The sequence below is a fragment of the Psychrosphaera ytuae genome, from assembly GCF_017638545.1.
Classification (GTDB): domain Bacteria; phylum Pseudomonadota; class Gammaproteobacteria; order Enterobacterales; family Alteromonadaceae; genus Psychrosphaera; species Psychrosphaera ytuae.
On sequence record NZ_CP072110.1, the window covers coordinates 2099429 to 2124972 of the forward strand.

The 25544-nt window shown below is 42.4% G+C and carries 25 protein-coding genes and 1 pseudogene; 16 read left to right on the top strand and 10 right to left on the bottom strand.

From position 1 onward, the window contains the following. Positions 1 to 74 precede the first annotated feature (74 nt). Positions 75 to 1454, top strand: coding sequence for a DNA-3-methyladenine glycosylase 2 family protein (locus tag J1N51_RS09490; protein ID WP_208830745.1), 1380 nt, complete (start codon positions 75 to 77; stop codon positions 1452 to 1454). Further along, positions 1451 to 1996 carry a methylated-DNA--[protein]-cysteine S-methyltransferase gene (locus J1N51_RS14780; protein ID WP_269802004.1) on the top strand — a complete coding sequence of 182 codons (546 nt, stop codon included), beginning with the start codon at positions 1451 to 1453 and terminating at the stop codon, positions 1994 to 1996. Before J1N51_RS09490 ends, J1N51_RS14780 begins: the two co-directional genes overlap by 4 nt. Before the next feature lie 18 nt (positions 1997 to 2014). Here J1N51_RS14780 and J1N51_RS09500 read toward each other — a convergent pair whose 3' ends face one another. Genes J1N51_RS09500 through J1N51_RS09510 form a run of 3 tightly spaced genes read right to left on the bottom strand, consistent with a single transcriptional unit; the run spans position 2015 to position 4381 of the window. Then, positions 2015 to 2932: an AEC family transporter gene (locus tag J1N51_RS09500; protein ID WP_208830747.1), complete on the bottom strand. Its 918-nt coding sequence runs from the start codon at positions 2930 to 2932 to the stop codon at positions 2015 to 2017. Between the two features lie 6 nt (positions 2933 to 2938). Then, entirely contained in the window at positions 2939 to 3823 is an 885-nt protein-coding gene (gene ubiA / locus J1N51_RS09505; RefSeq protein WP_208830749.1) for a 4-hydroxybenzoate octaprenyltransferase, read from the bottom strand. Between the two features lie 3 nt (positions 3824 to 3826). Then, complete coding sequence (locus J1N51_RS09510) at positions 3827 to 4381, bottom strand: chorismate--pyruvate lyase family protein (protein ID WP_208830751.1); 555 nt, start codon at positions 4379 to 4381, stop codon at positions 3827 to 3829. Positions 4382 to 4516: 135 nt separating this feature from the next. Between J1N51_RS09510 and J1N51_RS09515 the strand changes: the two genes are divergently transcribed. Then, the gene (locus tag J1N51_RS09515; protein WP_208830753.1) at positions 4517 to 4906 is read left to right on the top strand and encodes a flagellar basal body-associated protein FliL; all 390 of its coding nucleotides are present in this window, start codon (positions 4517 to 4519) and stop codon (positions 4904 to 4906) included. A 32-nt stretch (positions 4907 to 4938) separates the two neighbouring features. Here J1N51_RS09515 and glpG read toward each other — a convergent pair whose 3' ends face one another. Next, on the bottom strand, positions 4939 to 5769 hold the full coding sequence (gene glpG / locus J1N51_RS09520; RefSeq protein WP_208830755.1) for a rhomboid family intramembrane serine protease GlpG: 831 nt from the start codon (positions 5767 to 5769) through the stop codon (positions 4939 to 4941). Between the two features lie 26 nt (positions 5770 to 5795). After that, entirely contained in the window at positions 5796 to 6119 is a 324-nt protein-coding gene (gene glpE, locus J1N51_RS09525) for a thiosulfate sulfurtransferase GlpE (RefSeq protein ID WP_208830757.1), read from the bottom strand. A 104-nt stretch (positions 6120 to 6223) separates the two neighbouring features. On the opposite strand from glpE, the gene J1N51_RS09530 reads away from it, so the two are divergent. The 6 genes from J1N51_RS09530 (at position 6224) to J1N51_RS09555 (ending at position 15855) form a co-directional block, all read left to right on the top strand. After that, positions 6224 to 6925: an HD domain-containing protein gene (locus tag J1N51_RS09530; RefSeq protein WP_232842779.1), complete on the top strand. Its 702-nt coding sequence runs from the start codon at positions 6224 to 6226 to the stop codon at positions 6923 to 6925. A gap of 109 nt (positions 6926 to 7034) precedes the next feature. Continuing rightward, complete coding sequence (locus J1N51_RS09535; RefSeq protein ID WP_208830759.1) at positions 7035 to 8201, top strand: GGDEF domain-containing protein; 1167 nt, start codon at positions 7035 to 7037, stop codon at positions 8199 to 8201. Between the two features lie 95 nt (positions 8202 to 8296). After that, complete coding sequence (locus J1N51_RS09540; RefSeq protein WP_208830761.1) at positions 8297 to 9016, top strand: HAD-IA family hydrolase; 720 nt, start codon at positions 8297 to 8299, stop codon at positions 9014 to 9016. Positions 9017 to 9058: 42 nt separating this feature from the next. Next, on the top strand, positions 9059 to 11389 hold the full coding sequence (gene uvrD, locus J1N51_RS09545) for a DNA helicase II (RefSeq protein ID WP_208830764.1): 2331 nt from the start codon (positions 9059 to 9061) through the stop codon (positions 11387 to 11389). Continuing rightward, on the top strand, positions 11390 to 13633 hold the full coding sequence (locus J1N51_RS09550) for a GNAT family N-acetyltransferase (protein ID WP_208830766.1): 2244 nt from the start codon (positions 11390 to 11392) through the stop codon (positions 13631 to 13633). A gap of 116 nt (positions 13634 to 13749) precedes the next feature. Next, positions 13750 to 15855 (top strand): glycoside hydrolase family 97 protein, encoded by a 2106-nt coding sequence (locus J1N51_RS09555; RefSeq protein ID WP_208830768.1) that lies wholly within the window; start codon positions 13750 to 13752, stop codon positions 15853 to 15855. 71 nt (positions 15856 to 15926) lie between these two features. Here the strand turns inward: J1N51_RS09555 and trkA are convergent, their stop codons facing one another. The 4 genes from trkA to def are packed head-to-tail and all read right to left on the bottom strand — an operon-like array spanning position 15927 to position 20106. Continuing rightward, positions 15927 to 17303: a Trk system potassium transporter TrkA gene (trkA, locus tag J1N51_RS09560; RefSeq protein ID WP_208830770.1), complete on the bottom strand. Its 1377-nt coding sequence runs from the start codon at positions 17301 to 17303 to the stop codon at positions 15927 to 15929. Between the two features lie 27 nt (positions 17304 to 17330). After that, positions 17331 to 18635 carry a 16S rRNA (cytosine(967)-C(5))-methyltransferase RsmB gene (rsmB, locus tag J1N51_RS09565; protein ID WP_208830772.1) on the bottom strand — a complete coding sequence of 435 codons (1305 nt, stop codon included), beginning with the start codon at positions 18633 to 18635 and terminating at the stop codon, positions 17331 to 17333. Continuing rightward, positions 18635 to 19582: a methionyl-tRNA formyltransferase gene (gene fmt / locus J1N51_RS09570; protein ID WP_208830774.1), complete on the bottom strand. Its 948-nt coding sequence runs from the start codon at positions 19580 to 19582 to the stop codon at positions 18635 to 18637. Before fmt ends, rsmB begins: the two co-directional genes overlap by 1 nt. Before the next feature lie 14 nt (positions 19583 to 19596). Then, on the bottom strand, positions 19597 to 20106 hold the full coding sequence (gene def, locus J1N51_RS09575) for a peptide deformylase (RefSeq protein ID WP_208830776.1): 510 nt from the start codon (positions 20104 to 20106) through the stop codon (positions 19597 to 19599). 109 nt (positions 20107 to 20215) lie between these two features. Here def and J1N51_RS09580 point away from each other — a divergent pair, with 109 nt between their 5' ends. The 7 genes and pseudogenes from J1N51_RS09580 to hemF all read left to right on the top strand — a co-directional run bounded on the left by J1N51_RS09580 (position 20216) and on the right by hemF (position 25090). Next, positions 20216 to 21349 carry a LysM peptidoglycan-binding domain-containing protein gene (locus J1N51_RS09580; RefSeq protein ID WP_208830778.1) on the top strand — a complete coding sequence of 378 codons (1134 nt, stop codon included), beginning with the start codon at positions 20216 to 20218 and terminating at the stop codon, positions 21347 to 21349. Positions 21350 to 21373: 24 nt separating this feature from the next. Beyond that, positions 21374 to 22459 carry a DNA-processing protein DprA gene (gene dprA, locus J1N51_RS09585; RefSeq protein ID WP_232842780.1) on the top strand — a complete coding sequence of 362 codons (1086 nt, stop codon included), beginning with the start codon at positions 21374 to 21376 and terminating at the stop codon, positions 22457 to 22459. 15 nt (positions 22460 to 22474) lie between these two features. Further along, the gene (locus tag J1N51_RS09590; protein ID WP_208830780.1) at positions 22475 to 22948 is read left to right on the top strand and encodes a DUF494 family protein; all 474 of its coding nucleotides are present in this window, start codon (positions 22475 to 22477) and stop codon (positions 22946 to 22948) included. Between the two features lie 80 nt (positions 22949 to 23028). Next, positions 23029 to 23142, top strand: a pseudogene (locus J1N51_RS14855) (hypothetical protein); the annotation flags it as partial. Positions 23143 to 23211: 69 nt separating this feature from the next. Continuing rightward, complete coding sequence (locus J1N51_RS09595) at positions 23212 to 23583, top strand: DNA topoisomerase family protein (protein ID WP_232842781.1); 372 nt, start codon at positions 23212 to 23214, stop codon at positions 23581 to 23583. 17 nt (positions 23584 to 23600) lie between these two features. Next, complete coding sequence (locus J1N51_RS09600) at positions 23601 to 24167, top strand: Sua5/YciO/YrdC/YwlC family protein (protein ID WP_208830784.1); 567 nt, start codon at positions 23601 to 23603, stop codon at positions 24165 to 24167. A 17-nt stretch (positions 24168 to 24184) separates the two neighbouring features. After that, positions 24185 to 25090, top strand: coding sequence for an oxygen-dependent coproporphyrinogen oxidase (gene hemF / locus J1N51_RS09605; RefSeq protein WP_208833395.1), 906 nt, complete (start codon positions 24185 to 24187; stop codon positions 25088 to 25090). On the opposite strand, the gene J1N51_RS09610 is transcribed toward hemF, so the two are convergent. Continuing rightward, on the bottom strand, positions 25091 to 25534 hold the full coding sequence (locus J1N51_RS09610) for a group II truncated hemoglobin (protein ID WP_208830786.1): 444 nt from the start codon (positions 25532 to 25534) through the stop codon (positions 25091 to 25093). Positions 25535 to 25544 lie beyond the last annotated feature (10 nt).

The following is a 25544-nucleotide window of genomic DNA, read 5'->3' on the forward strand; positions in this document are numbered from 1 at the left end:
TTTCCGTTTTCATCTACATTATTTGCAAATTTCCATTACACTGAGAGTTATCAATCAATAATCAGTGAAGTCACATGGAAATTGAACAATATCAGCAGGCTCGATTGTCTAGAGATCCTCGATTTGACGGGGTTTTTTATATTGCAGTTAAAACGACGGGCATATTCTGCCGACCAATTTGCCCTGCGACTCCTCCAAAAGAACAAAACGTTGAGTACTTTCAAACCGCCAATGAAGCTTTAGTGTCTGGCTATAGGCCTTGTCTGAGATGCCGCCCAGAGTCAGCGCCATTTTCCCCTGCTTGGAATGGTACTCAAACAACTGTCGAACGCGCACTCAAAATAATTCATCAAGAGGGGTTTCATGATTTAAACCTAGTTAAATTAAGTGAGCGCTTAGGTATAACCGATCGCTATTTACGTAAATTATTTATGGAGAAGCTAGGTGTATCACCCAAGCACTATGTTCAGCATCAACAGATATTGTTTGCTAAATCTCTGTTACACCAAACCCATCTATCGATTCAAGATATTGCCTTTGCCGCAGGGTTTAATAATGTTAGACGTTTTAATGATGCTTTCAAAAAAATCACCACAAAAACACCTTCAGAAATCCGTAAATTACCGGTATCAAGTCAGCCAATTCGATTACAGTTAAGTTATCAGCCACCTTATGACTGGCAGCGTTGGCATGATTTTGTTGAATTTCGACTCATTGCAGGTGTAGAGAAGCTAGGAAATAGTAGCTACAGCCGAACCTTCCAGTTTAATGGTGCTGATGGTACAACCATTACAGGATGGTTTAATGCAGTTCACCGTCCAGATAAACAAGGCTTTAACGTAAGTATCGAAATTAGCGATAGCTGTTATTTGTATCAGGTGACCCAAAAAGTTCGTCAAATACTCGATCTTAATGCAAACGCCGGGGTGATCTACGCCGGATTACTAGCCTCTGGTTTACCAGAACACAATGTGATTAATGGACTTAGGATCCCTGGTTGTTGGAGCTTATTTGAAGCAGGGGTAAGAGCGATATTGGGCCAGCAAGTCTCTGTTAAAGCGGCAACCAATCTTATAAATACTCTTACCGATGAGCTGGGCGAACGTAAAAAAATTAACGGTGAAACCCACATCTGGTTTCCTACGGCAAAAAGAGTGGCTAAGAGCCACTTAGAGTTTTTAAAGATCCCCCAAAGTCGCAAAGAAACATTGAGCCGCCTAGCAAAATATATGATTACTCATCCTGAAAAAGATCCTGAAGCTTGGTTGGAATTAAAAGGAATAGGACCTTGGACTGTGGAATACGCGAAAATGCGAGGACAAGGTAATACTGATATTTGGTTAGACACGGATTTGGGCGTCAAAAAAGCCATGGATATTTTTCCTGGATTACATGCAGAAAATGCCGCACCTTGGCGAACTTATTTGACGTTTAATCTTTGGAGTATGTTATGAGCGTTGTAAATCAGCCCATGCCAAAACAACTGTCTAAACGTCAAATGGAATCACCTTTTGGCAATATAGAAATAGGTATTAACGAAAGTACTGCTACACCTTGTTTGTGGTATGTTGAATTTGTTAGCCAAACCTCACAGAAGCAGCTTTTGGATGACATCGAGCCTAGTGTCCAGGCGCGCCAAATACTAGACGAAACAGAAGCACAACTAGACGCTTATTTTAAGCGACAAGCATATGACTTTAACAAGGTATTAGCGTTTCAAAGCGAGTATGGTACAGAGTTTCAGCGCACTGTATGGCAAGGGTTAACCACAATACCACACGGTCAAACGTGGTCATATCTGCAGCTTGCAGAGCATATCGGTAATCCCAAAGCGGTAAGAGCCGTCGGTGCGGCTAACGGTAAAAACCCATTGGCGATCATTGTACCTTGTCATAGAGTGATAGGGGCAAATGGCAGTCTGACCGGGTATGCTGGTGGTTTGGATAAAAAGCGACAATTGTTGGAGTTTGAGCAATCTCAAGTACGGCTTTTTTAAATTGTTTAGATTGGTCGTTTAAGTCGGTACTGCACTAAAAAGGAAATGTGACCAGAAAGAGATACTTATGACAGATAACATGGTCGATAATACGACGGTGGTCGCACTGACGCCCTCTTCTACTTGATGTTTAGATGCCATAATAAACGCATTCACTCCCGTCGGGCTCGCTGTCAGTAACACTACTATTAACATCGCTGTTGCGTCTAAGCCAACCCAAGTCCCGACCAAAAACGTTATCATAGGTAAAACAAACAGCTTAATAGTACTAAGTATCATGGCATCAACGCGATTGCCTTTAATCGGTAAAAAGCGCATGGAAGCGCCCAAGCAAAATAATGCAAGTGGAATTGCAGCTTGTCCCAATTGCGTCATAGGCGTAGATACAAGCTCTGGCAAAGTTAATCCGGATAAATTAAATAACAAACCTGCCGCAATACTCATGACGATAGGGTTTTTGAAACTAGAAAATATCGTTTTGCTACTGACCTTGGTGGCAAGCAGTTCTACTAGAGTGAATAAAATCGCACTGTGAAACGCCAGCAAAACAAATGCTTGTCCTGCTGTTTGGGTTCCCAATAAACCAACGAGAACAGGGATCGCAACCAAAACAGTATTACTGTAAGTTGCGGTTAGGGTTCGCATCGCCGCTGGCCCACGTTGTTGTTTTTTGACCCATCTAAGGTAGCTAAAAGTGAGAATAAACAATCCAACAATGGATGCATAAAATGTGAAAAACCATTGCCAAGATAATGCAGCGTCCAGATCTGCTTGACGAGTACTCTGAAATAAAAATAGTGGTATTAATACGTTGAAGGACAGTTTTGAAACTGCATTAATTTGGTCTTTGGTAAACATCGACAAAAACACACATACAAAACCCAATAAACAGATTAAGGCAAGAGGTATGATTTTATACAATGCGATGAAGTCCATTGACTGTTACCAGTACTCGATTACCAAGCCAAAAAACAACACCATACCGACATAATGATTATCTAAAAAGGCTTTGAAACAAGCCTGAGGCTCTCGGTTGCGACATTGCCACCATTGTTTACAAAATAATAAAAATGCCAACGCAATTGCGATCATCATTGGCATTTGCCAATTGAGCAATAGAATCAGTTGCCAGAATAGATAGAGCGTGAACATTTGTAATATCGCGACCATAAGTAAGTCGTTTTTACCAAAAGCAATGGCTGTCGACTTAACTCCAATTTTTAGATCGTCTTCTCTATCTACCATTGCGTATAGGGTGTCGTAGGCAACAGTCCAACTTAGGTTAGCAAAATATAACAGCCACATCTCTAACGGCAGATCCGCTTGTACCGCCATAAAAGCCATTGGTATTGCCCAACTAAAAGCTGCGCCCAACACCACTTGAGGAAAGTGAGTGTATCGTTTCATGAAGGGGTAGCAGGTCGCGAGTAATAACCCGCCAATAGACAGTATGATGACGTTGAGGTCCAAAGTAAGTACTAGTCCAAACGCTAACAGAATTAATACTATAAAAAGCTGTAACGCCTCTTTCGCTGAGGCTCTCCCGGCCGGAATCGGACGTTGTTCTGTTCGGGCCACATGGCCATCAAAATCTCGATCGGCATAATCATTGATCACGCACCCTGCCGCTCGCATGATAACGACACCCAAACAAAAAACCACGAGGTAATGCCAGTGAGGTACACCATAGGACGCCATCCACAAGGCCCACAATGTCGGCCATAAGAGAAGATAAATCCCTATTGGTTTGTCCATTCTCATCAATTGATGGTAAGCGCGATAATTTGTAAAAGACAGTTGCCAGCTGGTGTTCTTGTTTGACGTCATAACTTACAGAGCCTCCGTCAGTGCAGGTAAAAAGCATTCGTTGACTAAAAGCGGCTTGTTGTTGAGGGAAAACAAAGAACGTCGAATAAAAACGGGCGCGTGCATTGGTTGTTTTAAGTGATTCTCGATAAACGTTGCAAGGTCACTGTCGTGAGTAACCTCAGTGCACTCGATATCACCACGTGAGGCACCTTTGGTTTGAAACAGCACTTGACCTAACGATTGATTGCCTAGGTGCGCTAAGCGTTCTTCACTCCCTAAAATTGTTGAATGCGGCATGAGAGTTTGGGCGTAAATCAATGGTGTATTGCCCTGCTTTAAGACAACTTCTCTAATTAAAGCATCGCGATCGGTCGTTTTGAGTGTTTGCTGCTGCTCTAGCGTGAGTACTGTTTCTGATTGATTAAGAACTTCGACAGAAAAACTGACCCCTAGTTCTTTGACTCTCACAGTAAGAGAGCTTTCACAACAAACCCAGTCTTTTAATTTAGGGAATTGTGCTAATACGTGATGAGTGTGTGCCAAACTCCAGTTTACCGGCAGAGCAAGTGGAAACAAACCAAAAACCTCATTAAAAAAGACGGCTTATGGTAGCAAAAATTAATGCTATTGCTCAAAATAAAAGGTGGTAGAACTTATTAAATTCACTAGAATTAGCAACAGTAAACAAAATAAGCGAAGGATATAGATTTAATGCGGGTACTAATCGCCTTGTTTTTCATAATGTCATTAACGACATTTGAAGCGCACGCAGAGCAAAAAAATGTTGGTTATTACGGTTTTGAACCAGACATTATTACCAACTACATCAGTAACAAGCGCAGAATCGGCTTTGTTCGAATTACCGCTGAGTTGATGATTGAAGACGTTCAAAATGTACCTGTGATTGAACACCACTCTCCATTATTAAGAGACGCAATGATTGATATTCTGATCCGTCAGCCGGAGCAAAAAATTAAGTCAATGACAGGGAGAGAAGAAGTCAGAACTTTGATTTTAGAAAAGCTACAAGAGCTGATGGAAAAAGAAACTGGTAAACCGCTAATTAAAGATCTTATCTTTACTAAATATCTATATCATTGATGTGACGAGTGTCACTTAAAAGTAAAAAGGAGCTAAACAGCTCCTTTTTTTGATTTCACTAATATCAGGCTCAATCCCAAGCCTGCAACTAAGCCACCTAAATGTGCCCAGTTGGCCATATTGATAGGCAGCCACTCAGTAAAACCAAGGACCATCCAGACGATCAAGAAGCCAAATAAATTATTGGGTAAGTTTAGGATCTTAGACTTATGGAATACCCCACATCCCCATGCGAAACCGGCCAGAGCGTAGTTAACACCTGATAAGCCGGCAAAGTTGGGTCCTTCAATGACAGCTTGTAATAGGTTAGAGGCCGCTGCACTGATTAAAAACAGCGTAATTAAGGTACCGGCGCTTAATGTTTTTTCGACTTGATTACCTAAATACCACCACCAAGCTAAATTAAAGACCAAGTGAAGTAGGCTTAAATGCATAATTGCTGGCGAAAAAAGGCGATATGGCTCAGACCAACTTAAATCAAAGTGAAGCGCAGTAAATATCTCTCGATAAAATCCCAAATAAGAGGCGACAAATATGATGACAAACGCCAGGCTCGACCATTTGGTCAAGGGAGCAATATTGCTGAATAAAGAACTCAGCCCCATTGAAGATTGAGTTTTAGAGACTTCTCCGACTTGCCAAGATGCATTTAAAAAACGCTCATCATGAGGATTTTGAACAAATTCTAAATAAAGTCCTCTGGCAAATTCATAATGCTGGGGGGCAACAAAAATAATAAAGCTTTCGGTGTTTTGCTCTGGTTCTTTAACGGTCCGAACATCAAACTCTACATTTTGCAGTTTGAGGTAATCGGCAAGCGCCATTGTTGCTCTTAAATTGGGAAGTTGTCCGATAGGTTCCATTATCGCCCGTCTAATTTGAGTTACGATTATTCAGCTGATTGTACAAATGGAAAGTTTTGGCGCCACATTTCAAACCCACCATCTACGCTATATACATCATCAAAACCTTGCTCAACAAGATATTGTGCTGCGCCTTGAGAACTGTGACCGTGATAGCAAAATACCAGTACGGTTTGTTCGTAGTCTACCTGTTGGCAGAACTGATTAAGTGTCCCATTGGTCAAGTGAAACGCACCCTCAACATGGCCGCCGGCAAAAGATTGTTCATCGCGGATGTCTGCAACCGCGGCGTTACCTTCGTCGATGAGTTGTTTGGCATCGACAATACTGATTCGTTTAAAAGTTGACATAGAGAGTCCTTAAATACTTGAAGAAACTATTTCTGGAGTGGCCTATCAAACGGCAAACGCTCATAATAGTCATATTCCTCAATTATAGAGAGTAAGGTCTGACATTGAAATCCCAAACAAGTGAATCTGTTCAATCTGAGTCGAAACTTAACAGTGATGAGCCATCATCATTGTTATCATTAGACTTTTTAGAAGAGGCTTGTCAAAAGTTTATGCTTGAGCAAGTTGTTCACGATACAGCACATGATATTAACCACATCAAACGCGTGGTAAAAAACGCTAAGCAAATTGCTGTGGACGAGCAAGCTGATATCTGGGTTGTAACAGCCGCAGCCTGGCTTCACGATTGTGTTACCTTCCCCAAAAATCATCCTGATAATAAAAGGGCTAGTGGCTTTGCTGCAAAAGCGGCTTGTGAGTTTTTGTCGAGTATTGGCTTTCCAGAAAATAAATTGGCAGGGGTATTTCATGCAGTAGAGGCACATAGTTACAGCGCAAACATTACTGCAACCTCACTTGAAGCCAAAGTGGTACAAGATGCAGATCGTCTTGATGGCCTTGGTGCTGTTGGTGTTGCTCGGTGTTATGCCGTAGCTGGAAAGTTGGGAAGTAAATTGTATAACGAACACGACCCTTTTTGTCAGGCTCGTCAGCCAGATAGCAAAACTGCTGCCGTTGATCATTTTTATGAGAAGCTATTTAAAACCGCCACGACACTTCAAACAGCAACAGCCAAACGCATTGCTGAACAGAGGGTTGAGTTTATGGAAGATTTTTTAACGCAATTAAGAACAGAAATTAGCTAGATAAACCCAAGTTCGTAAAAGATAAGCTATAGTTAAGTTCTTAACTAAGGACTTACTAACTATGAACTCATGGGCTCTTGGGGATTTTCGTCTCAGGCGATGGTCTCCCATGTTTAAAGATCAAGAAATGGAACAGCGATATTTGACGGATCGCTTTTTAGTTGATCACCTCTCAATTGCCCGTGCTTTCATTGTCTTTTCGCTTTTTTATTCGATTTTTGTGATGGTCGATCTTCAACTGACCTTTATTGAGCCAAAGTATTTTCAATTTTCCATCGCCCAAAAAATGGTCGTGCCCATAGTCGGTCTTTTGTGCTTTTTTTATGTAAATAAAAACGTCTCTGTCCGAGCATTAGACCAAGCTGTATTTGTCTATGCCGTTGTCTTTGTAATTAATTTATTTTTGTCTTTTTATGGGTATACGCATTGGACAACAGAACCTGTGACCCTGCTCGAAATCACAATGGCTAGTGTATTTGTCAACTTGTTGATTTCTATTTATGCGCCGTTGCGATTACACCACCAACTGTTGACTACCTTATTCATCGCGCTGATGACCATTGTATTTGTTCGTCATGAAATACACTTATCTGGTTCTAAATCGAGTTTTTGTTTTGCGTTTCTAATGATAGCGAATGGCTTTGCTTGGTCTATTACTGTCACTATTCATCGGAACTTTCGGCGCTATTGGGCTAATAAACAAGAACGCGATATTGATAATCATCGTTTGCGTCAAGAAATACAGCAACGAGAACGATTAGAGATCGACCTTAAACGGTTAGCAATGACAGATACCCTTACCAACATTGATAATCGTCGAAGTTTTATGGAGCACTTACACAGAGAAGTCAAACGTGCCCAACGTCAGCACAATCCACTAAGTGTCATTAATTTTGATATAGATTTGTTTAAACACATTAATGATGAATTTGGTCATGATGTCGGTGATCGAGTTCTGGTGGATGTTTCTCGATTAGTAGAAGAACGATTACGAGAATCCGATATATTTGGACGTATGGGCGGTGAGGAATTTGCGATATTAATTCCAGATGGTGATCTGGAAGACGCCCGAAAACTAGCCGAAATTTTACGTCAAGCGTTTCATCATCATTCTACTTTACACCAAGATAAGATCCTTAAAGTGACCGCAAGCTTTGGTGTTGCTCAATTTAAAATTAATGAACACATTGATGACTTGTTAAAGCGGGCTGACCAAGCCATGTACAAAGCCAAAAACGCTGGAAGAGACTGCGTAAAAACACAACAACAGCTATAACCTTTAATGAAAGTGGCAGAGGTTTTAGTCCGATCCAATCCAAAGTAAGATAAGTAAGAAGTAACGTTATTAACTTGTTTTATTCTGAGGTAATTGTGCCCCTTCATTTTTACAAACAAATAGAAACACCGATAAAAGCCATTAGCTTTGATTTAGACGACACACTTTATGTAAACGACGAAGTCATCCGTCAAGCGGAACGTGCTCAGTTTGACGTATTAAGTCAATATTTGCCTAGTGTTCAGGAGGCCGGAATCACGCCTTGGTTATCGTTGAAATGGCAGGTGCTAAATGAGAACCCATCGCTTAAACACGATGTTACAGAGTGGCGCCGTGCAGTCATTGCACATGGTTTAAAAGCCCATACGCAAGATAAAGAGCTCACCAACCGTTTGGTTGATGAGGCGTTTTCTGCTTTTTATCAAGCTCGTTCAAACTTCTCGATAGAGCCGTCAGTGTTTGCAGTTTTAAAACAGTTATCTAGTCGTTACCCTCTTGTTGCAATTACAAACGGCAATGTCGACATCCATCGATTGGGGCTAACGCCTTATTTCGTGAGTTACTATCGCGCTGGTGAAAACGGTTTAAGAATGAAACCATATCCAGATATGCTCAAGGCTGCATGCAGAGAGTTGGACATTAAAGAGAGCGAGTTACTCCACATTGGCGACAACCTATTGACGGATATAAAAGGAGCGCAGAATACTGGAAGTCCTCACCTTTGGTTCAATCCCGAGCATGTTGAGTTAACGGGTAAGGCTTCTTTACCAACGGGAGAATATTCGGACTTGGAAGAACTGCTACAACTGCTATAATCAAAACCTGTTTTTTTATCCAGTTTAAGGCCCAGTAACATAATGGATGTTTATATTCCTACTCAGGAACCAGATTTACACGGTGCAGCGTCATTAAAGTTAAACGAGCTTAACGATCGTCAACACGAAGCCGTTACGGCACCACCTCAAAATATGTTGGTTCTTGCTGGTGCGGGCTCGGGTAAAACAAAAGTTTTGATTAGTAGGATTGGCTACTTGATCAAAGCTCTACATGTTTCTCCATATTCAATAATGGCGGTGACTTTTACCAATAAAGCCGCCACAGAGATGCGTCACCGTTTAGAGTCTTTAATGGGACAAGGTACGGTTGGCTCTCAATTTAGTAACCATGGTATGTGGATTGGTACTTTCCACGGGTTGGCACATCGATTTTTACGTACTCATTATCGCGAAGCGAAACTACCAGAAAGCTTTCAAGTTATTGATTCTGATGATCAACACCGTTTGATTCGCCGCTTATTGAAAAGCTTAAACATAGATGAAAAACGCTTTCCGCCTAAACAGATCATGTGGTACATCAATGGTAAGAAGGACGAAGGCCTGCGTCCTAAACACATTGAGAGTTTTGACCCAACTGAACAAATGATGTTGAAGGTCTACGAGGCTTATCAACAAGCTTGTGACCGAGCGGGTTTAGTCGATTTTGCTGAAATTCTATTGCGCAGCCACGAAGTCTTAGCGTCTAACGATGATATTTTGGCTCATTACCGAAAGCGATTTCGTCATATCCTCGTCGACGAGTTTCAAGACACCAACAGTATTCAGTACGCTTGGATTCAATTGATATCAGGTGGTCATGCTGGTGGAATTGCAGATGAGGCTCCGCCGTCTTACGTGATGATTGTTGGTGATGATGATCAGTCTATTTATGGGTGGCGAGGAGCCAGAGTTGAGAATATTCACAACTTCCAAAAAGACTTTAACAATGTTGAAACTATACGTCTCGAGCAAAACTATCGTTCTACTGCCAATATTCTGAAAGCTGCAAATGCAGTTATTTCAAACAATAGTGATCGCCTCGGTAAAGATCTATGGACCGAGGGTAAAGAGGGAGATCCAATTGCGGTATATTCCTCGTTTAATGAGTTGGAAGAAGCTCGTTTTGTGGTTGGTAACATCAAAAAGTGGCAAGAAGATGGTGGTAGTCTGTCGGATGCGGCTATTTTATATCGCAACAATGCTCAGTCTCGTGTACTTGAAGAAGCGTTGTTACAAGCTGGACTGAAGTATCGTATATATGGCGGTTTGCGCTTCTTCGAACGTCAGGAGATCAAAGATGCGTTGGCATATCTACGCTTGATCGCAAATCACGATGATGATGCCGCATTTGAGCGTGTTATCAACACACCTGCACGGGGTATTGGAGATAAAACACTACAAACTATTCGTGACGCCGCTAGAAGCCAAAGTATCACACTGTGGCAAGCGAGCAGCCGATTGATCAATGAACAGCGCTTATCTGCAAGAGCCAGTGGCTCATTACAAAAATTTGTCGACCTTATCGATAAACTCGAATCAGATATTTCCGAATTACCGCTACATGAGCAAGCAGATCAGGCCATCCAAAGCTCTGGTTTAAAAGCTATGTACCAGGCAGAAAAAGGCGAAAAGGGTCAAACTCGAGTAGAAAACTTAGAAGAGCTTGTTACCGCATGTAAGCAATATGAACCCGATGAAAACATGGAAGAAATGCCAATTTTATCTGCATTTTTATCTCATGCGTCATTAGAATCGGGTGAGTCTCAAGCGGATGACTATGAAGATGCTGTTCAGTTAATGACTCTGCACAGTGCGAAAGGTTTGGAGTTTCCACTGGTCTTTTTAGTCGGTGTTGAAGAGGGTATGTTCCCGAGTCAACAAAGCGCGGATGCCCCTGAGCGTTTAGAAGAAGAACGTCGTCTTGCATATGTTGGTATGACTCGAGCTCGTCAGCGATTGTTTATTACCTACGCAGAGACCCGCCGTATGTACGGTCAAGAACACCATCACCGCCCTTCTCGCTTTATATCTGAAATCCCAGAAGAATGCTTATATCAAGTAAAATTGACTACACAGGCGCGCCAACCTGCCTATCGAAGTAGTAGCAGTGGTTATGGAAGTTCGATGGGGTATGGGTCTGGTATGCCATCAAGCTCGACCGGCTCTCGTGGTCGCTCAAGCAGCACTGCCAGTCACGTAAAGTTCAGTGGTTCACAGTATTCGTTAGGGCAACGAGTGTCTCATGCAAAGTTTGGTGAAGGCACGGTTCTAAATTGTGAAGGCGATGGTGATAACGCTCGTATTCAAGTTAACTTTGACCAGTTTGGCGCCAAGTGGCTTGTTACAACTTATGCAAAACTCACCGTTATTTAGATGAACCGTTTAAGTACCATTTTTGATGCATTAGAACGCCACCAGCAACGTGGCGTTTTACGTATTATTGACGACGGTACAGGAAAGGCGGTTGAACCCTTAAACAACTTTTTTGCTTCTACTGACAAGAACGTCGCTTGGTTTTTGGCGCCTGAGTCCCTTCAAAGTGCTAACTTAAATCGACAAAATGAATGGCGCCTCAAAAAGTACCGACAATATTTAGGTGAAGAATACGATGTTGTGGTAATGGATTTAACCCAAGGGTTTAATTTAGAGGCGCTCGCAGCACTATCCGGAACCATAACCCTAGGTGGGCTATTGATCTTAATTACGTTTAGTGATGAGAAGTGGTGTACATTTGCCGACCCAGAATCACAAAGAATAGCATCTTATCCCCATACCATAGAGTCACTTCCGAACAACTTTGTTGAGTACTTCCTCAGTGTTATTGATCAGAGTGAAGGGGTCCTTTCGCTCAGTGAGTCTCTTCTTAAAGAGCAGGGCCACTGCTTAGACAATACAAACATTGTAGAGCGGTTTGTTAGCAATCTCACAGCGACGAAGGCCGTAAAGAATACTCCTATATCAAACCAGGATTCGTTATACATCACTCAAGATCAGGCGATGGCAGCTAGTGAAATAATTCCTCGCTTAATGAACAACGAACCTGTCATTATTTCAATAACAGCGGACCGAGGAAGAGGTAAATCGAGTTTATTGGGGATCACGCTTAGGCAGATCACAAAGGTGACTGAGAAGCACAAGGCGAATAAAAAAATCGCGATTGTCAGTGCGAGTAATGACTCTCTAACGGTACTCAAACATCACCTATACAAAGACCATGTTGAAGAGGCGAAGTTGATGTTCAATTTTGTCAGTGCCGATCAACTCTTGTTACAACCCATAGACTCGGACTTAATTGTTATTGACGAAGCGGCTTCTTACCCACTTTCTGTTATTAAGAGACTCGCTCAAAAGACAGAAAAGCTCGTACTTGCAACAACGGTCCACGGTTACGAAGGGACAGGACGCGGCTACTTTTACAAATTACAGCCTTGGTTAGAGTCGCACTCAAAGGCGAATCATTGTGAGTTTTATGCTACGACATTATCTCAGCCTATTCGTTGGAATCCAGGTGATCACCTAGAGCAGTTTATTAATAAAGCACTAAAACTAGATGTTGAACTCCCCACCATAGCGCAACCAGAGTTATTAGATTCAAAGGACCTGAGATTACAGGCCATATCTTCAGAGCAGTTGGTTAGTGGTGAGGTGTTAGACTCAATATTTTCAATGTTAGTGCATGCTCACTACCAAACTTCACCAAATGATTTGAGAGCTATTTTTGATGCCCCTGATCAGGAGCTGTTTGTCGTTTATGCAGAAAATCAAGTCGTTGCTACGGTTTGGCTGTCATATGAAGGAGTGTTTGAGCAAGAGCTAATTGGTGCGATTGCACAAGGTCGTAGGCGTCCTCGAGGGCATTTATCAAGTCAATCCCTAATCGCACATTGTGGATATACGCCTGCAGGTGAATTGCGTTTTGCAAGAGTGACCCGTATTGCTGTTCACCCTGATCTTCAAAGTAATGGCATAGGTTCAACAGCACTAAAGTTGTTAACCGAACACCTCGTTACTCACCAAAAAGCCGATTTGTTGTTGACGAGTTTTGGGTTGAGTCCGGCATTACTTCAGTTTTGGCGTAACAATGGGTTTGTGCCTGTGCGCCTTGGTTTAAAACCGGAAACGTCTACAGGAGAGTACAGTGTTTTAATGATCTCCGATCAGATAGTAAACGATCAGACAAAATCGGAATTGAAGTTATTGGTGCACTATTGGCAAAGACGTTTTTGTCAGACATACCTAGCAGAGAAAGCCTTGGCGATACGGGGCCTGTACTTTGGTACAGAGCAGCTTGATACATGGGTTGAAGAGATGTGCACAAGGTGGTTAAAGTTAAACACCGAACATTTTGAGCAATGGTCTACGGAACAACACTGTTTTGATTTAAAGGTTTTTGCAAGTGGATTTCGAAGTGCTGATAGTTGTGTATTGGCCCATCGGTGGGCGTTACAAATAGTAAATGACCAATCCGGGTTATCATTACTCACTGATAAGTTTCAACATGGCCTGGCTAACCCTGATTTGATCCAGCGCAATAAGTTAAGCGGTGAAAAGGAGCTCACCCAGTCTCTTAGACGAGACACTAAAGTCCTATTGAGGCGTTTATCTCCAGTGGATTAGAAAAAATCTCCTTAATCCCTTGAATACGTATGTAAAATTTTTACCAAGCTGTTACTGATTCGGCTCCGCTTATATTCTTGTCCTATAAAAATTATATAAAGACAACAGGACAGATTATGTTTCGTAATTCAGCAATGTTACTGCTTTTGTTAAGTGGTTCAGCTTTAGCGGAGACGGTAAAAGTAACATCACCAGACGGTAAAATTGTCGTCGAAGTGAGTGATGACAACGCCCAGCCCGAGTACCGAGTATATTATAAAGACCAATCAGTGATTGACCCCTCTTTATTGGGCTTAGTTTTTAAAGAGCAGGCTCCCTTCACCGAAGGTTTTAAAATTACTGACACACAACGCGATTCTATTCAGTCCACTTGGCAACAGCCATGGGGTGAGCGCCAAACGGTATCCGATCATCATAACTATGTGCGTCTGACACTTAGTCACGATCAAGTTGTCAACCATCAACAACCAAAGAGTTGGCTGGCGAAGCTATTTAATGAGCAACCAAAACACCTATCCGCTCAATATACGCTTGAATTTAAAGTATTTAACGACGGACTAGGGTTTAGATACACGGTTCCTAATCAACCTGGCTTTGAAAAGATTGAGTTAGTAAAAGAGTCAACCGAATTTAGTATCGCTAACGCTGACTCTACAACGGCATATTGGATCCCAGCCCGAGGTTGGAACCGCTACGAATACATTTACAACGAGACTAAAGTACCTGAAGCCGCGCATATTCATACTCCAGCAACGTTTAAAATGGAAAATGGTATTCATCTGAGTATTCATGAAGCTGCGTTGACTGACTATGCCGCTATGACGTTGAATCAACGTCGTACTGGTAAATACGTCGCTGATTTGACTCCATGGTCTGATGGTGTTGCAGTGAAGTCTAACAATGGTCTGCAATCTTCTTGGCGAACCATTCAAATTGCGGATAGTGCCGTCGGCTTAATTAATTCAGATTTAATTTTAAATCTAAATGAACCCAACAAACTTGGTGATGTGTCTTGGGTAAAACCAGGTAAGTACGTCGGTATTTGGTGGGAAATGCACATCAATAAGTCTACTTGGGGAAGTGGAGAACGCCACGGTGCAACAACCGAAAATACTAAATACTTTATGGACTTTGCCTCAAAGTATGGCTTTGACGGTGTTCTAGTTGAAGGATGGAATATCGGCTGGGATGGCGATTGGTTCTTCAATGGTGACGTTTTTAGTTTTACTGAAAATTACCCTGACTTTGATATTGAAGCACTGTCAGCCTATGGTGCAGAAAAAGGCGTTAAACTAATCGGTCACCACGAAACCTCTGGTAACGTCACTAACTATCGCGATCAAATGCAAGGTGCATTAGATTTATACGCACGTTTAAACGTAGAACAAATTAAAACAGGCTATGTAGCAGACGGTGGCAACATCAAACGCATTGATGAAAATGGCATAGTGCGCAAAGAATGGCACGACGGTCAGTTTATGGTTAATGAGTATTTGTACAATGTGACTGAAGCTGCCAAGCGTAAGATCAGTATCAATACGCACGAGCCGGTAAAAGATACAGGTCTACGCCGCACGTATCCAAACTGGATTGCTCGAGAAGGTGCACGCGGTCAGGAGTTTAATGCTTGGGGGACTCCACCAAACCCTCCTTCACATATTCCAATGTTAACGTTCACTCGAATGCTGTCAGGTCCTATGGACTTTACCCCGGGTATCTTCGATATGGGCTTTAATGGATTGGAAGCAGACAAAAACCGTCCACAGACGACCATAGTAAAACAGTTGGCAAGTTATGTTGTCCTGTACAGCCCAATTCAAATGGCGGCTGATTTACCAGAGAACTACTTAGCTAAAAAGGACGCATTCCAGTTTATTATTGATGTTCCTACAGATTGGCAAGAGAGTGTGGCGATATCAGGTGAGGTAGGTGATTACGTCGTGATTGCCAGAAAAGCCAAAGGAACAGAACGATACGCAGAGGATGATTGGTTCTTAGGCGCGTTAACAAACGAAGATGCACGCTCAATTGACGTTTCTCTTACGTTTTTAGATGCCAACAAAACCTATGAAGCGCAAATTTATCGAGACGGTGACAATGCACACTGGGAAACCAACCCATATGACTATGTGATTGAATCAAAAACCGTCACTGCAAAAGACGTTTTGACAATCAAAATGGCGTCATCGGGCGGCATGGCAGTACGTTTTAAAGCTCTTTAAATAATTCGTTTAGAAATAAAAAAGCAGCGACTTATCGCTGCTTTTTTGTTATTTGAATGTTAACTCTCTGTTTAGAAATACAGGGCGGTAACTTGGAATAACTTTTCCACCTCAGAGATGTATTTCTTATCGACTAAGAACAAAATAACGTGGTCGTCAGTCTCGATAACAGTATTGTCATGAGCAATGATGACTTCATTATTTCGTACAATTGCACCTATGGTCGTTTGAGGAGGCAATTTAAGCTCTTCAATCGTACGCCCTACTACTTTTGACGTCTTTTTGTCACCACGCGCAATGGCTTCGATTGCCTCTGCGGCGCCACGGCGTAACGAGTAAACATTTGAGATATCACCGCGTCGCACGTGGGTTAATAATGCTGATATAGTCGCTTGTTGCGGGGATATCGCAATATCTACATCTTTACCTTGGACTAACTCAATGTATGCACTTCGCTGGATCAATACCATGGTTTTTTGTGCGCCTAATCTCTTTGCTAACATCGCCGACATAATATTGGCTTCGTCATCATTTGTTACTGCTATAAACACATCTGTTTGATCAATTTGCTCTTCAATTAACAACTCTTGATCTGAGGCATCTCCGGCAAATACAGTGGTGTGTTCGAGTAACTGACTGATCTCTTCCGCGCGTTTAGGGTCAAGCTCGATCAGTTTAACGCGGTATTGCTTTTCAAGTGTTTTGGCTAAACCACAACCAATGTTACCACCGCCAACAATAGTGATACGCTTGTACGAGTCCTCTAGTTTTTGAAGCTCTTCCATCACTCGGCGGATGTGTTTGGTTGCCGCAACAAAAAACACCTCGTCATCTGCTTCAATAACCGTCGAACCAAGAGGTTTAATAGGTTGGCCTTTGCGGTAAATTGCCGCAACGCGAGTTTCGAGTTCTGGCATGCTTTCTTTAAGGTGAGAAATAGCATAACCAACCAGCTTACCGCCGTAATAGGCTTTTACAGCAACGAGCGAGACGATGCCGTTAGCAAATTCTAATACTTGTAGTGCACCGGGGTAATCAATCAATCTGCTGATATATTTGGTGACGAGTTGCTCTGGGGCAATATACTCATCAACAGGAAGGTCACTATTTTGAAATAACTGCTCTCGGTATAACAAATACTCTTGCGAGCGAATACGAGCAATCTTAGTTGGTGTATTAAAAATACTGTAGGCCACCTGACAGGCCATCATGTTGACTTCGTCACTGCGGGTAACCGCAATCAACATTTGTGCATCCTCAGCACCAGCTTGTCGCAAAATATCCGGGTGAGAACAATGCCCAACGACAACATTAAGGTCGAACTTATCTTGCAGGGCTGTTAAAGGCTCAGAGTCAATATCAACCAGGGTGATGTCATTTTCTTCACCAGATAGGTTTTCTGCTAATGTGGCACCTACTTGGCCTGCCCCTAAGATAATAATTTTCATAATATAAAATTCGCCAACAGTTCGACTTTATTGTTGTTTTTTAATTCGGCAATAATAAAACCCGTCCATATTATGCTCACCCGGGAAAATTTGCCAGCCTGGATTCTCAGCTGACTCTGATTGATTCAATGGGTGATCAATCAAGGATAATTCGGCGTTATCTGTACTGGCCAAAAATTCACGCATTAAATCGACATTTTCACTCGGTAATATAGAACACGTAGCATACAGTAGTGTTCCACCAGGCTTGAGCTTACCCCACAGGGTTTGTAAAATTTGTTTTTGTACCGTAGCTAGGTTGTCGATATCTTCTGAGCGACGTAGCCATTTAATGTCTGGATGACGACGAATCACACCTGTGGCTGAACACGGTGCATCAAGCAAAATACGGTCAAACTCTCTATCACCAATGGTTTGAGACAGTGTCAGGTCTCCGCAAATTACAGAGGCCGTTTCACCAAGTCTGGCTAGGTTTTCTCTGACTCTATCTAATCGTGATTCATCTATATCTGCTGCTGTCACGGATGTTTCTGCCATATCCAAAATGTGCAACGTTTTTCCACCAGGAGCGGCGCAAGCATCTAAGATGACGTCGCCGTCTTTTGGTTCTAGCAGCAAAGCGGCATGTTGGGCAGCACCGTCCTGGACAGTAAACCAGCCTTGTTCAAAACCTGGGATCTTTTCCACTGGCATAGGCTTATCAAGCAAGATAGCCGTTTCACTCGGAAGCGGTTGGGTACATCCAATTTCGTGCTGTTTTAACTCAGATACAAACTGATCCAGAGCGCAATTATTAGTATGAACTCGCAACCACATTGGAGAGCGTTTTAGATTGTTAGCCAAAATGGCTTGCCACTGAGTCGGATACGCAGCTTGGATACGTTTGATGAACCAGTTTGGGTGACAATATTCGACGACATCATTATTGATCTTCTTGAGGATGGCATCTTTGTTGCGCATGTAATTGCGCAAGCAGGCATTAATTAGGCCTTTTAAACCACTGGCTTTTAGAGCGACAGCAGCTTGTACGGTTTCGGCAACGGAGGCGTGTTCTGGGATCCGCATTTCTTCAATCTGATACAAACCAATGATGATTAAATGATGAAAAACACGTTGTTTGCCCTTCATCTTTTTCGATAATAACTGATTGGTAATAGCATCAAATCTAGGAAACAGTCGAATAGCACCAAAACACATTTCTTGTAAAAGCGCATGGTCCTTACTGCTGATCTGTTTTTGTGCATTTGGCAAAGCTTCTGATAAAGACTGACCTTTATCCATTACAGCCAGCAGTACTTCGGCGGCCTTCGCTCTTACATTTGTTGCTTTCATTATAATTCTGTACCCGGAGTTACCCAGTCACTGCGACCGTTGATAAAGTCGGCAATGGACATTGGCTTTTTGCCAGGCGGTTGTAGCTGTGTGATAGCAATCGGTGTCGTGCCTGTTGCAATAACGAGGCCTTGCTTATCAGCGCGTAAGATTGTCCCTGCAGGTTTGTCGGACGTTTCAGGCAACAATGTCGCCTGCCAAACCTTAATGGTGTTGCCATTGAGTTGCATTGTAGCAACAGGCCATGGTTGGTATCCGCGAATGTTACGTTCGATTTGCTCTGCTGAATCCTGCCATTTAATTTCGGCTTCTTCTTTGGTCAGCTTGTGAGCATATGTGGCCAAATCATTGTCCTGAGGGATTGGAGTTATGTCCGATTGAGCGATTTTGTCAACTGTGTTGATCAATGCTTTTGGACCTAGCGCTTGTAGTTTTTCGTAGATGGACCCACTGGTATCGTGACTTTCAATTGGGCATGTTTCTATGTGTAACATATCACCAGTATCTAGCCCAACATCCATTTGCATAATGGTAACACCGGTTTCCGGATCACCTGCTAACACCGAGCGTTGGATAGGTGCGGCACCGCGCCATTTAGGTAAAATAGAGCCGTGAACATTAATACAACCGTGCTTCGGCATATCCAAAACCACTTTAGGCAAAATCAAACCATAGGCGACCACTATCATTAGGTCAGCACCGAGAGAAGCAAGTTCTTGCTGCGCCTCTTCGTTTTTGAGACTAGGAGGTTGAAACACCGGAATATCGTTCGCTAATGCGACTTGTTTAACGGCACTTGGCTGAAGCTTTTTACCTCGACCTGCTGGGCGATCTGGCTGTGTGTAACAAGCAATAACGTCATAGTTTTGCTCGATTAAATGCTCCAAGTGTTTCGCGGCAAATTCTGGAGTACCTGCAAAAATGATTTTTAGCGGTGTTGCTGACATTGTGATCCTATTTCTTATTGCTTAGCGGCTAAACGAGCTTCTTTAGCTAGCTTTTTCTTGATTCGCTCACGTTTAAGTGGCGACAAGTAGTCAACAAAAAGTTTGCCGTCTAAGTGGTCATTTTCGTGTTGGATACAAATTGCAAGGAGGCCTTCTGCGTCCAATTCAAAGGTGTTGCCATCGCGATCTTGAGCGCGGACCGTTACTTTTTCAGCGCGTTCTACTTTTGCGTAACAATGTGGAACAGATAAACACCCTTCTTCGTTAATCATCGAGCCTTCTTTTTTGATGATCTCCGGGTTGATAAATGCATATGGTTCGCGCTCTTCATCACCACAATCAGCTACAAATAATCGTACGTGGCGATCAACTTGCGTAGCGGCTAAACCGACGCCATTTTCGTCGTACATAGTTTCAAACATATCGTCAACGAGCTGTTTGATTTCATCGTTTATCTCTTCAACAGGTTTCGCAACAGTGCGAAGACGCTCGTCTGGAAAACGAACAACATCTAAAATTGCCATAATTCTTCTATGCCTTGCCAATTAACATGATTAGCTTGTAATTTTAACTGTTTAGATTCACTATTAACAGAACAACATGTTGCAAATAATAATAATAGGAAATAAGGGAATGCGTGCACTAATTAGTATTATTACTTTTATGCTTGTAATTAGTTCACTATACGTAACTCCATCATTTGCAGATACCCTAACAATTCGCGAAGGTGCGCCGAAGAGTTATGTGGTCAAAAAAGGAGATACGTTGTGGGATATTTCGAGTCTTTATCTTAATGATCCGTGGTTGTGGCCGAAATTATGGAAATTTAATCCTCAGATAAAAAACCCTCACCTTATTTACCCTGGTGACAACATCAAATTAGTTTACGACGCTGAGGGCAAGCCTCAATTAGTTCTCGGTAAGCGCCAACTAAAACTATCTCCTCAAAAACGTGTGAGTTACAAACGAGACGAGCCCATCCCTTTATTGCCACTTAATGTTGTTGAACCATTTTTGAGTTACGAACAGGCACTTGAAGACAATGCGCTAGAAGGTCTTCCATATGTGCTTGGTACAGATCGCACTGTGAAACGAGCATTACCCGGAGACCTACTCTATATTAAAGGTGATCTTGGGGCTGAGCGTAAATTTGCAATTTACCGCAAAGGCAAATCCTACATCGACCCTCAAACCGAAGAAAACTTAGGATATGAGGCGGTATTAGTAGCTGTTGCTGATTTAATTAGCTCGGGAGATCCCGACAATGGCGTACCAGGTAAACTGCGCATTGCTACAGCGAAACAAGAAGTACGAGCAGGAGATGTCGTAAAGCCAATTAGAGAAGGACAGGATTTACCTGCGTTTTTCAGAATGCGCCCTGTTACAACGGAAATGGACGGCCTTATTATTGCGACACCTTCTGACTTAGCGGGTGTGACTAAGTTTGGGGTTGTCGTTTTAAACAAAGGCAAACAGGACCAATTACAACCAGGCCATATTTTGACAGTTAATCGCAAGTCACCGACCGTAGTCGATCAAGGATTGGGACCAAAATACCAAGAAGACGCAACGCGCTACGAGAAGTTTGTGGGCCAAGTTAAAAATTTACTTCGTTCAGAAGAAGACAAAGGTATTTACGAAATGCCATATGAGCGTGTGGGCCAAGTGATGATCTTCCGTGTTTACGACAAGGTTAGCTATGGCATTATCACAAAAAATCAATCACCCGTTTACGTAGGAGATCAAGTTAGTACTCCACAATCGTAGGTAACCCTATGGAGTACTGTAATCTTGAAAACAACTCTATCCGAAGAGCAAGCACTCAAATGGCTTGCTCTTTTACAATGCCCCAAGTTGGGGATTGCTTCATTAACTACATACGCACAATCCCTGTCATCCTTACTTGATCTGTTTAAAGCCGAACATCTCTGTCACTTATCCGCAGAGCAACAAGCTTTTTTAGTAAATTACAAACTCCACTCACTGCCTATCTATCAACAGTTAATCAAAGAGCAGATTCAATTAGTTACTCTCGAATGCGATCACTATCCCAGTAATTTAAAGCAAACTTCGAGACCGCCCATTTTACTGTTTGTACAAGGTAATTTAGAAGTATTAAACCGGCCGCAAATTGCGTTTGTAGGTAGCCGAACTCCAACTGCGTATGGAAATCAAGTGACTAGGCACTTGGTGAACGAATTGGTTGAACAAGGGTTTGTCATAACATCTGGCTTGGCTTTGGGTATTGATGCTTGTGCTCACTTAGCGGCGATAGAAAGTGGTCAAACAATTGCGGTAATGGGGGCTGGACACCACCACATTTATCCCAAGCGACATCAACAACTAGCACAAAGAATTTTGGAGACAGGCGGTGCGCTGGTGAGTGAGTTTATTCCAGATGAAGCGCCTCAAAAATACCATTTTCCTAGGCGAAACAGAGTCGTCTCCGGTATGTCATTAGGAACGGTTGTTGTTGAAGCTGCCGCCAAAAGTGGCAGTTTAATTACTGCGCGGCATGCCCTTGAAGAAGGACGAGATGTATTTGCAGTCCCAGGCAATATTTTTAATGCGGTATCGGCTGGATGCCATTCTTTAATAAGAGACGGTGCTAAATTAGTTTCTTGTACTGCCGATATCTTAGAAGAGTACGAATTACTGATCAAAAACTCGTCTCAAAACGTAAAAAAAGAGTTGGCAGGTTCAGTTTTGTTAGCTAGTGTTGATCATGACACTACTCCTGTTGATGTCATTTCTGAGCGTTCAAATTTGCCAATGGATAAGGTACTGATTGCGCTGTTAGATTTGGAAATACAGGGGATGATAATTGCTGTACCTGGTGGTTATTGTAGAGTCGCAACTCACTCTAATAATAAATAAACAAAGGGGCCCACTATGTTTGATATCCTTTTGTACCTATTCGAAAACATCGTTAACGATAACGCCGAGTTATGGGTTGACGAAGGCGAGTTAACCAAAGAACTTAAAAAAGCAGGTTTTCACGAAGACGATATATACAAGGCGTTGATGTGGCTAGAAGACCTTGCTGATTTACAGTCAAACGATATTGCACCTTTTATAATCGGCCAAACCGATTTAACGACTCGGGTGTACACTCAACCAGAAATGATGAAACTCGATACAGAATGTCGAGGGTTTTTGTTATTTTTAGAACAAATCAATTTGTTAGATGTGGCCACTAGAGAAATGGTCATAGACCGAGTAATGGAGCTTGAAGAACCCGTGATCGCCCTTGAAGATCTCAAGTGGGTAGTACTGATGGTATTGTTTAATGTACCTGGAAAAGAAGCGGCATTTGAGCAAATGGAAAACTTAGTCTTTGAAGAGCCGTCAGGGTTTGTCCATTAACTGACAATAAAACATTGCTTATCAAGTTGGAGCGGCTAAGATCCACTCCAACTTTTATAACTGCAATGATACGGTATTCAATGTCATCTGATGAACTCTCTCAATCTGATTTAGGCCAGTCCCAAGAGTCTAAACCGCATTGTCCCAAATGTGATGCCGAACTGCGTATAAAATCCAGTCAAAAAGGGCCATTCTGGGCGTGCTCTGCCTATCCTTCCTGCGACTATACTAAACCGCTCAAAAACTCGACTGAAGTAACGGTTATGAAAGTGTTAGACGATGTCTGCTGTCCAGAGTGTGAGGGTGATCTAGCGGTTAAGTCAGGTAAGTTTGGGATGTTCATTGGGTGTATGAATTACCCCGTGTGCACATTTATCGTCAAAGAAACCGATGACGATGACTATCAACCCGTTTCTTGTCCTGTTTGTGAAAAAGGTGATTTACATCAACGGTCCAGTAAAAAAGGTAAGGTATTCTATGCCTGTGACCAATACCCCAAATGTGATTACTTACTAAATGATAGGCCAGTCGCTAAACCTTGCCCACAATGTGAATATGAGTTTTTGATTCAGCACCATGATCAGCTAAAATGCGCCAATGCTAATTGCAGTTATTCAGAACCACTTAAAGAATAGTACACAGAGTAAACGCTATGACAGAAACAATTGTAAAGCCAACCAATGAGATTGAAGCGCTGCAACAAGGCGAGCTGATCGTCTACCCTACAGAAGCAGTCTGGGGTATTGGCTGTGACCCGGATAATGAGGAAGCTGTTTTAAAGTTACTTGAGGCAAAACAAAGACCGATTGAAAAAGGGCTAATTTTAGCTGCAGCAAATGTTTCTCAGTGTCTCGACTATTTTGACTTTGATGCCGTCCCCATTGAAAAACGGGCTGAAATTTTTTCTTCTTGGCCAGGGCCGATTACTTGGTTGCTACCAGCTAAGTCGACTACACCTAAATGGATTACTGGTGGTAGTGATTTCATTGCTATTCGCGTGAGTGGCCACCCGACAATTCAGAGAATATGTAAAACTTTTAATAAACCTATCGTTTCGACAAGTGCCAATATTACGGGTACGCCTGTGAGTACGACGATGGCTGAGGCAATTGAGGTATTTAAAGACCAAGTTGCTATCTACGTCGATGAAGCATTAGGTGGAAATGACAAGCCTTCTGTTATTAAACATTCAATTACTGGTGAGATTTTTAGGAGCTAATTTTGCAAGAACACAAGATGTTAGAACAAGCCAAAGCGTTTTTTATGGCGTTGCAGGATAATATATGTAATGCCTTAACAAAATTGGATGGGAGCGAGTTCGAGCAAGATCAGTGGGTACGCGAAGAAGGCGGTGGTGGACGTAGTCGTGTATTAAAAGATGGCCACGTCTTTGAACAAGCAGGTGTTAATTTTTCACATGTTTTCGGTAAAAACATGCCCGCTTCTGCAACGGCACACCGTCCTGAACTAGAGGGCCGTAGCTTTAATGCATGTGGTGTATCGTTAGTTATTCACCCAAAGAACCCTCATATTCCGACAACTCACGCTAACGTTCGCTTTTTCATTGCTGAAAAAGAAGGTGCTGATCCAGTTTGGTGGTTTGGTGGAGGCTTTGACTTAACCCCTTACTATCCTAGAGAAGAAGACGTTGTAAGTTGGCATCAAACTGCATTCGATCTATGTAAGCCATACGGCGAAGACGTATATCCACGTTATAAGAAGTGGTGCGATGAATACTTCTATTTGAAGCATCGTGATGAAACAAGAGGCGTCGGCGGACTATTCTTTGATGATCTCAATGAGTGGGGATTTGACCGTTCGTTTGCATTTACGCAAGCCGTAGGTAATGGTTTTATTGACGCATACCGCCCTATCGTAGAGCGCCGCAAAGATGAAGCTGTCACTGAAGAACAGCGCCAATTCCAGTTATATCGTCGAGGTCGTTACGTCGAATTTAACTTGGTCTATGACAGAGGTACATTATTTGGACTGCAAACTGGTGGACGTACAGAATCCATTTTGATGTCTATGCCACCTTTGGTTCGTTGGGAATATCAGTACAGCCCTGAGCCTGGTACACCAGAATCAAACTTATACGAACGATACCTCAAGCCACAAGACTACCTGCAGTTAGAAAAGTAGTTATTGGTTGATCATGTGTTGAGCGAGCTGATCGAACTTTTGTTCAAGATCGGCTTTCAACACAGGATCGTCACTTAGCACTTTTTCTAATGCTACCTTCATACACATCATCCATTGTTGGTACATATTATTATCAATAGCAAATGGCATATGTCGCATTCTCAAACGCGGATGGCCATACTTTTCCATAAATAGGTTGGGGCCACCAAGCCATCCACTAAGAAATTCAAAAAACTTTTCTCTTATTATATCCATTGGTTGCGGATGGATAGCTAATAATTCGGCTGCGGCTGGATTGTTTTCCATTTCGTCATAGAACAAATTTGCTAAATCACGTACGCTTTGTTCACCCATTCTTTGATACGGTGTCTCAGAAGGGGTCAAATGAGATTGATATTTGGTTTTAGGTTTACCCAGTACACGTTCTTTTATTTGCTTTAACATTTTTGACTCA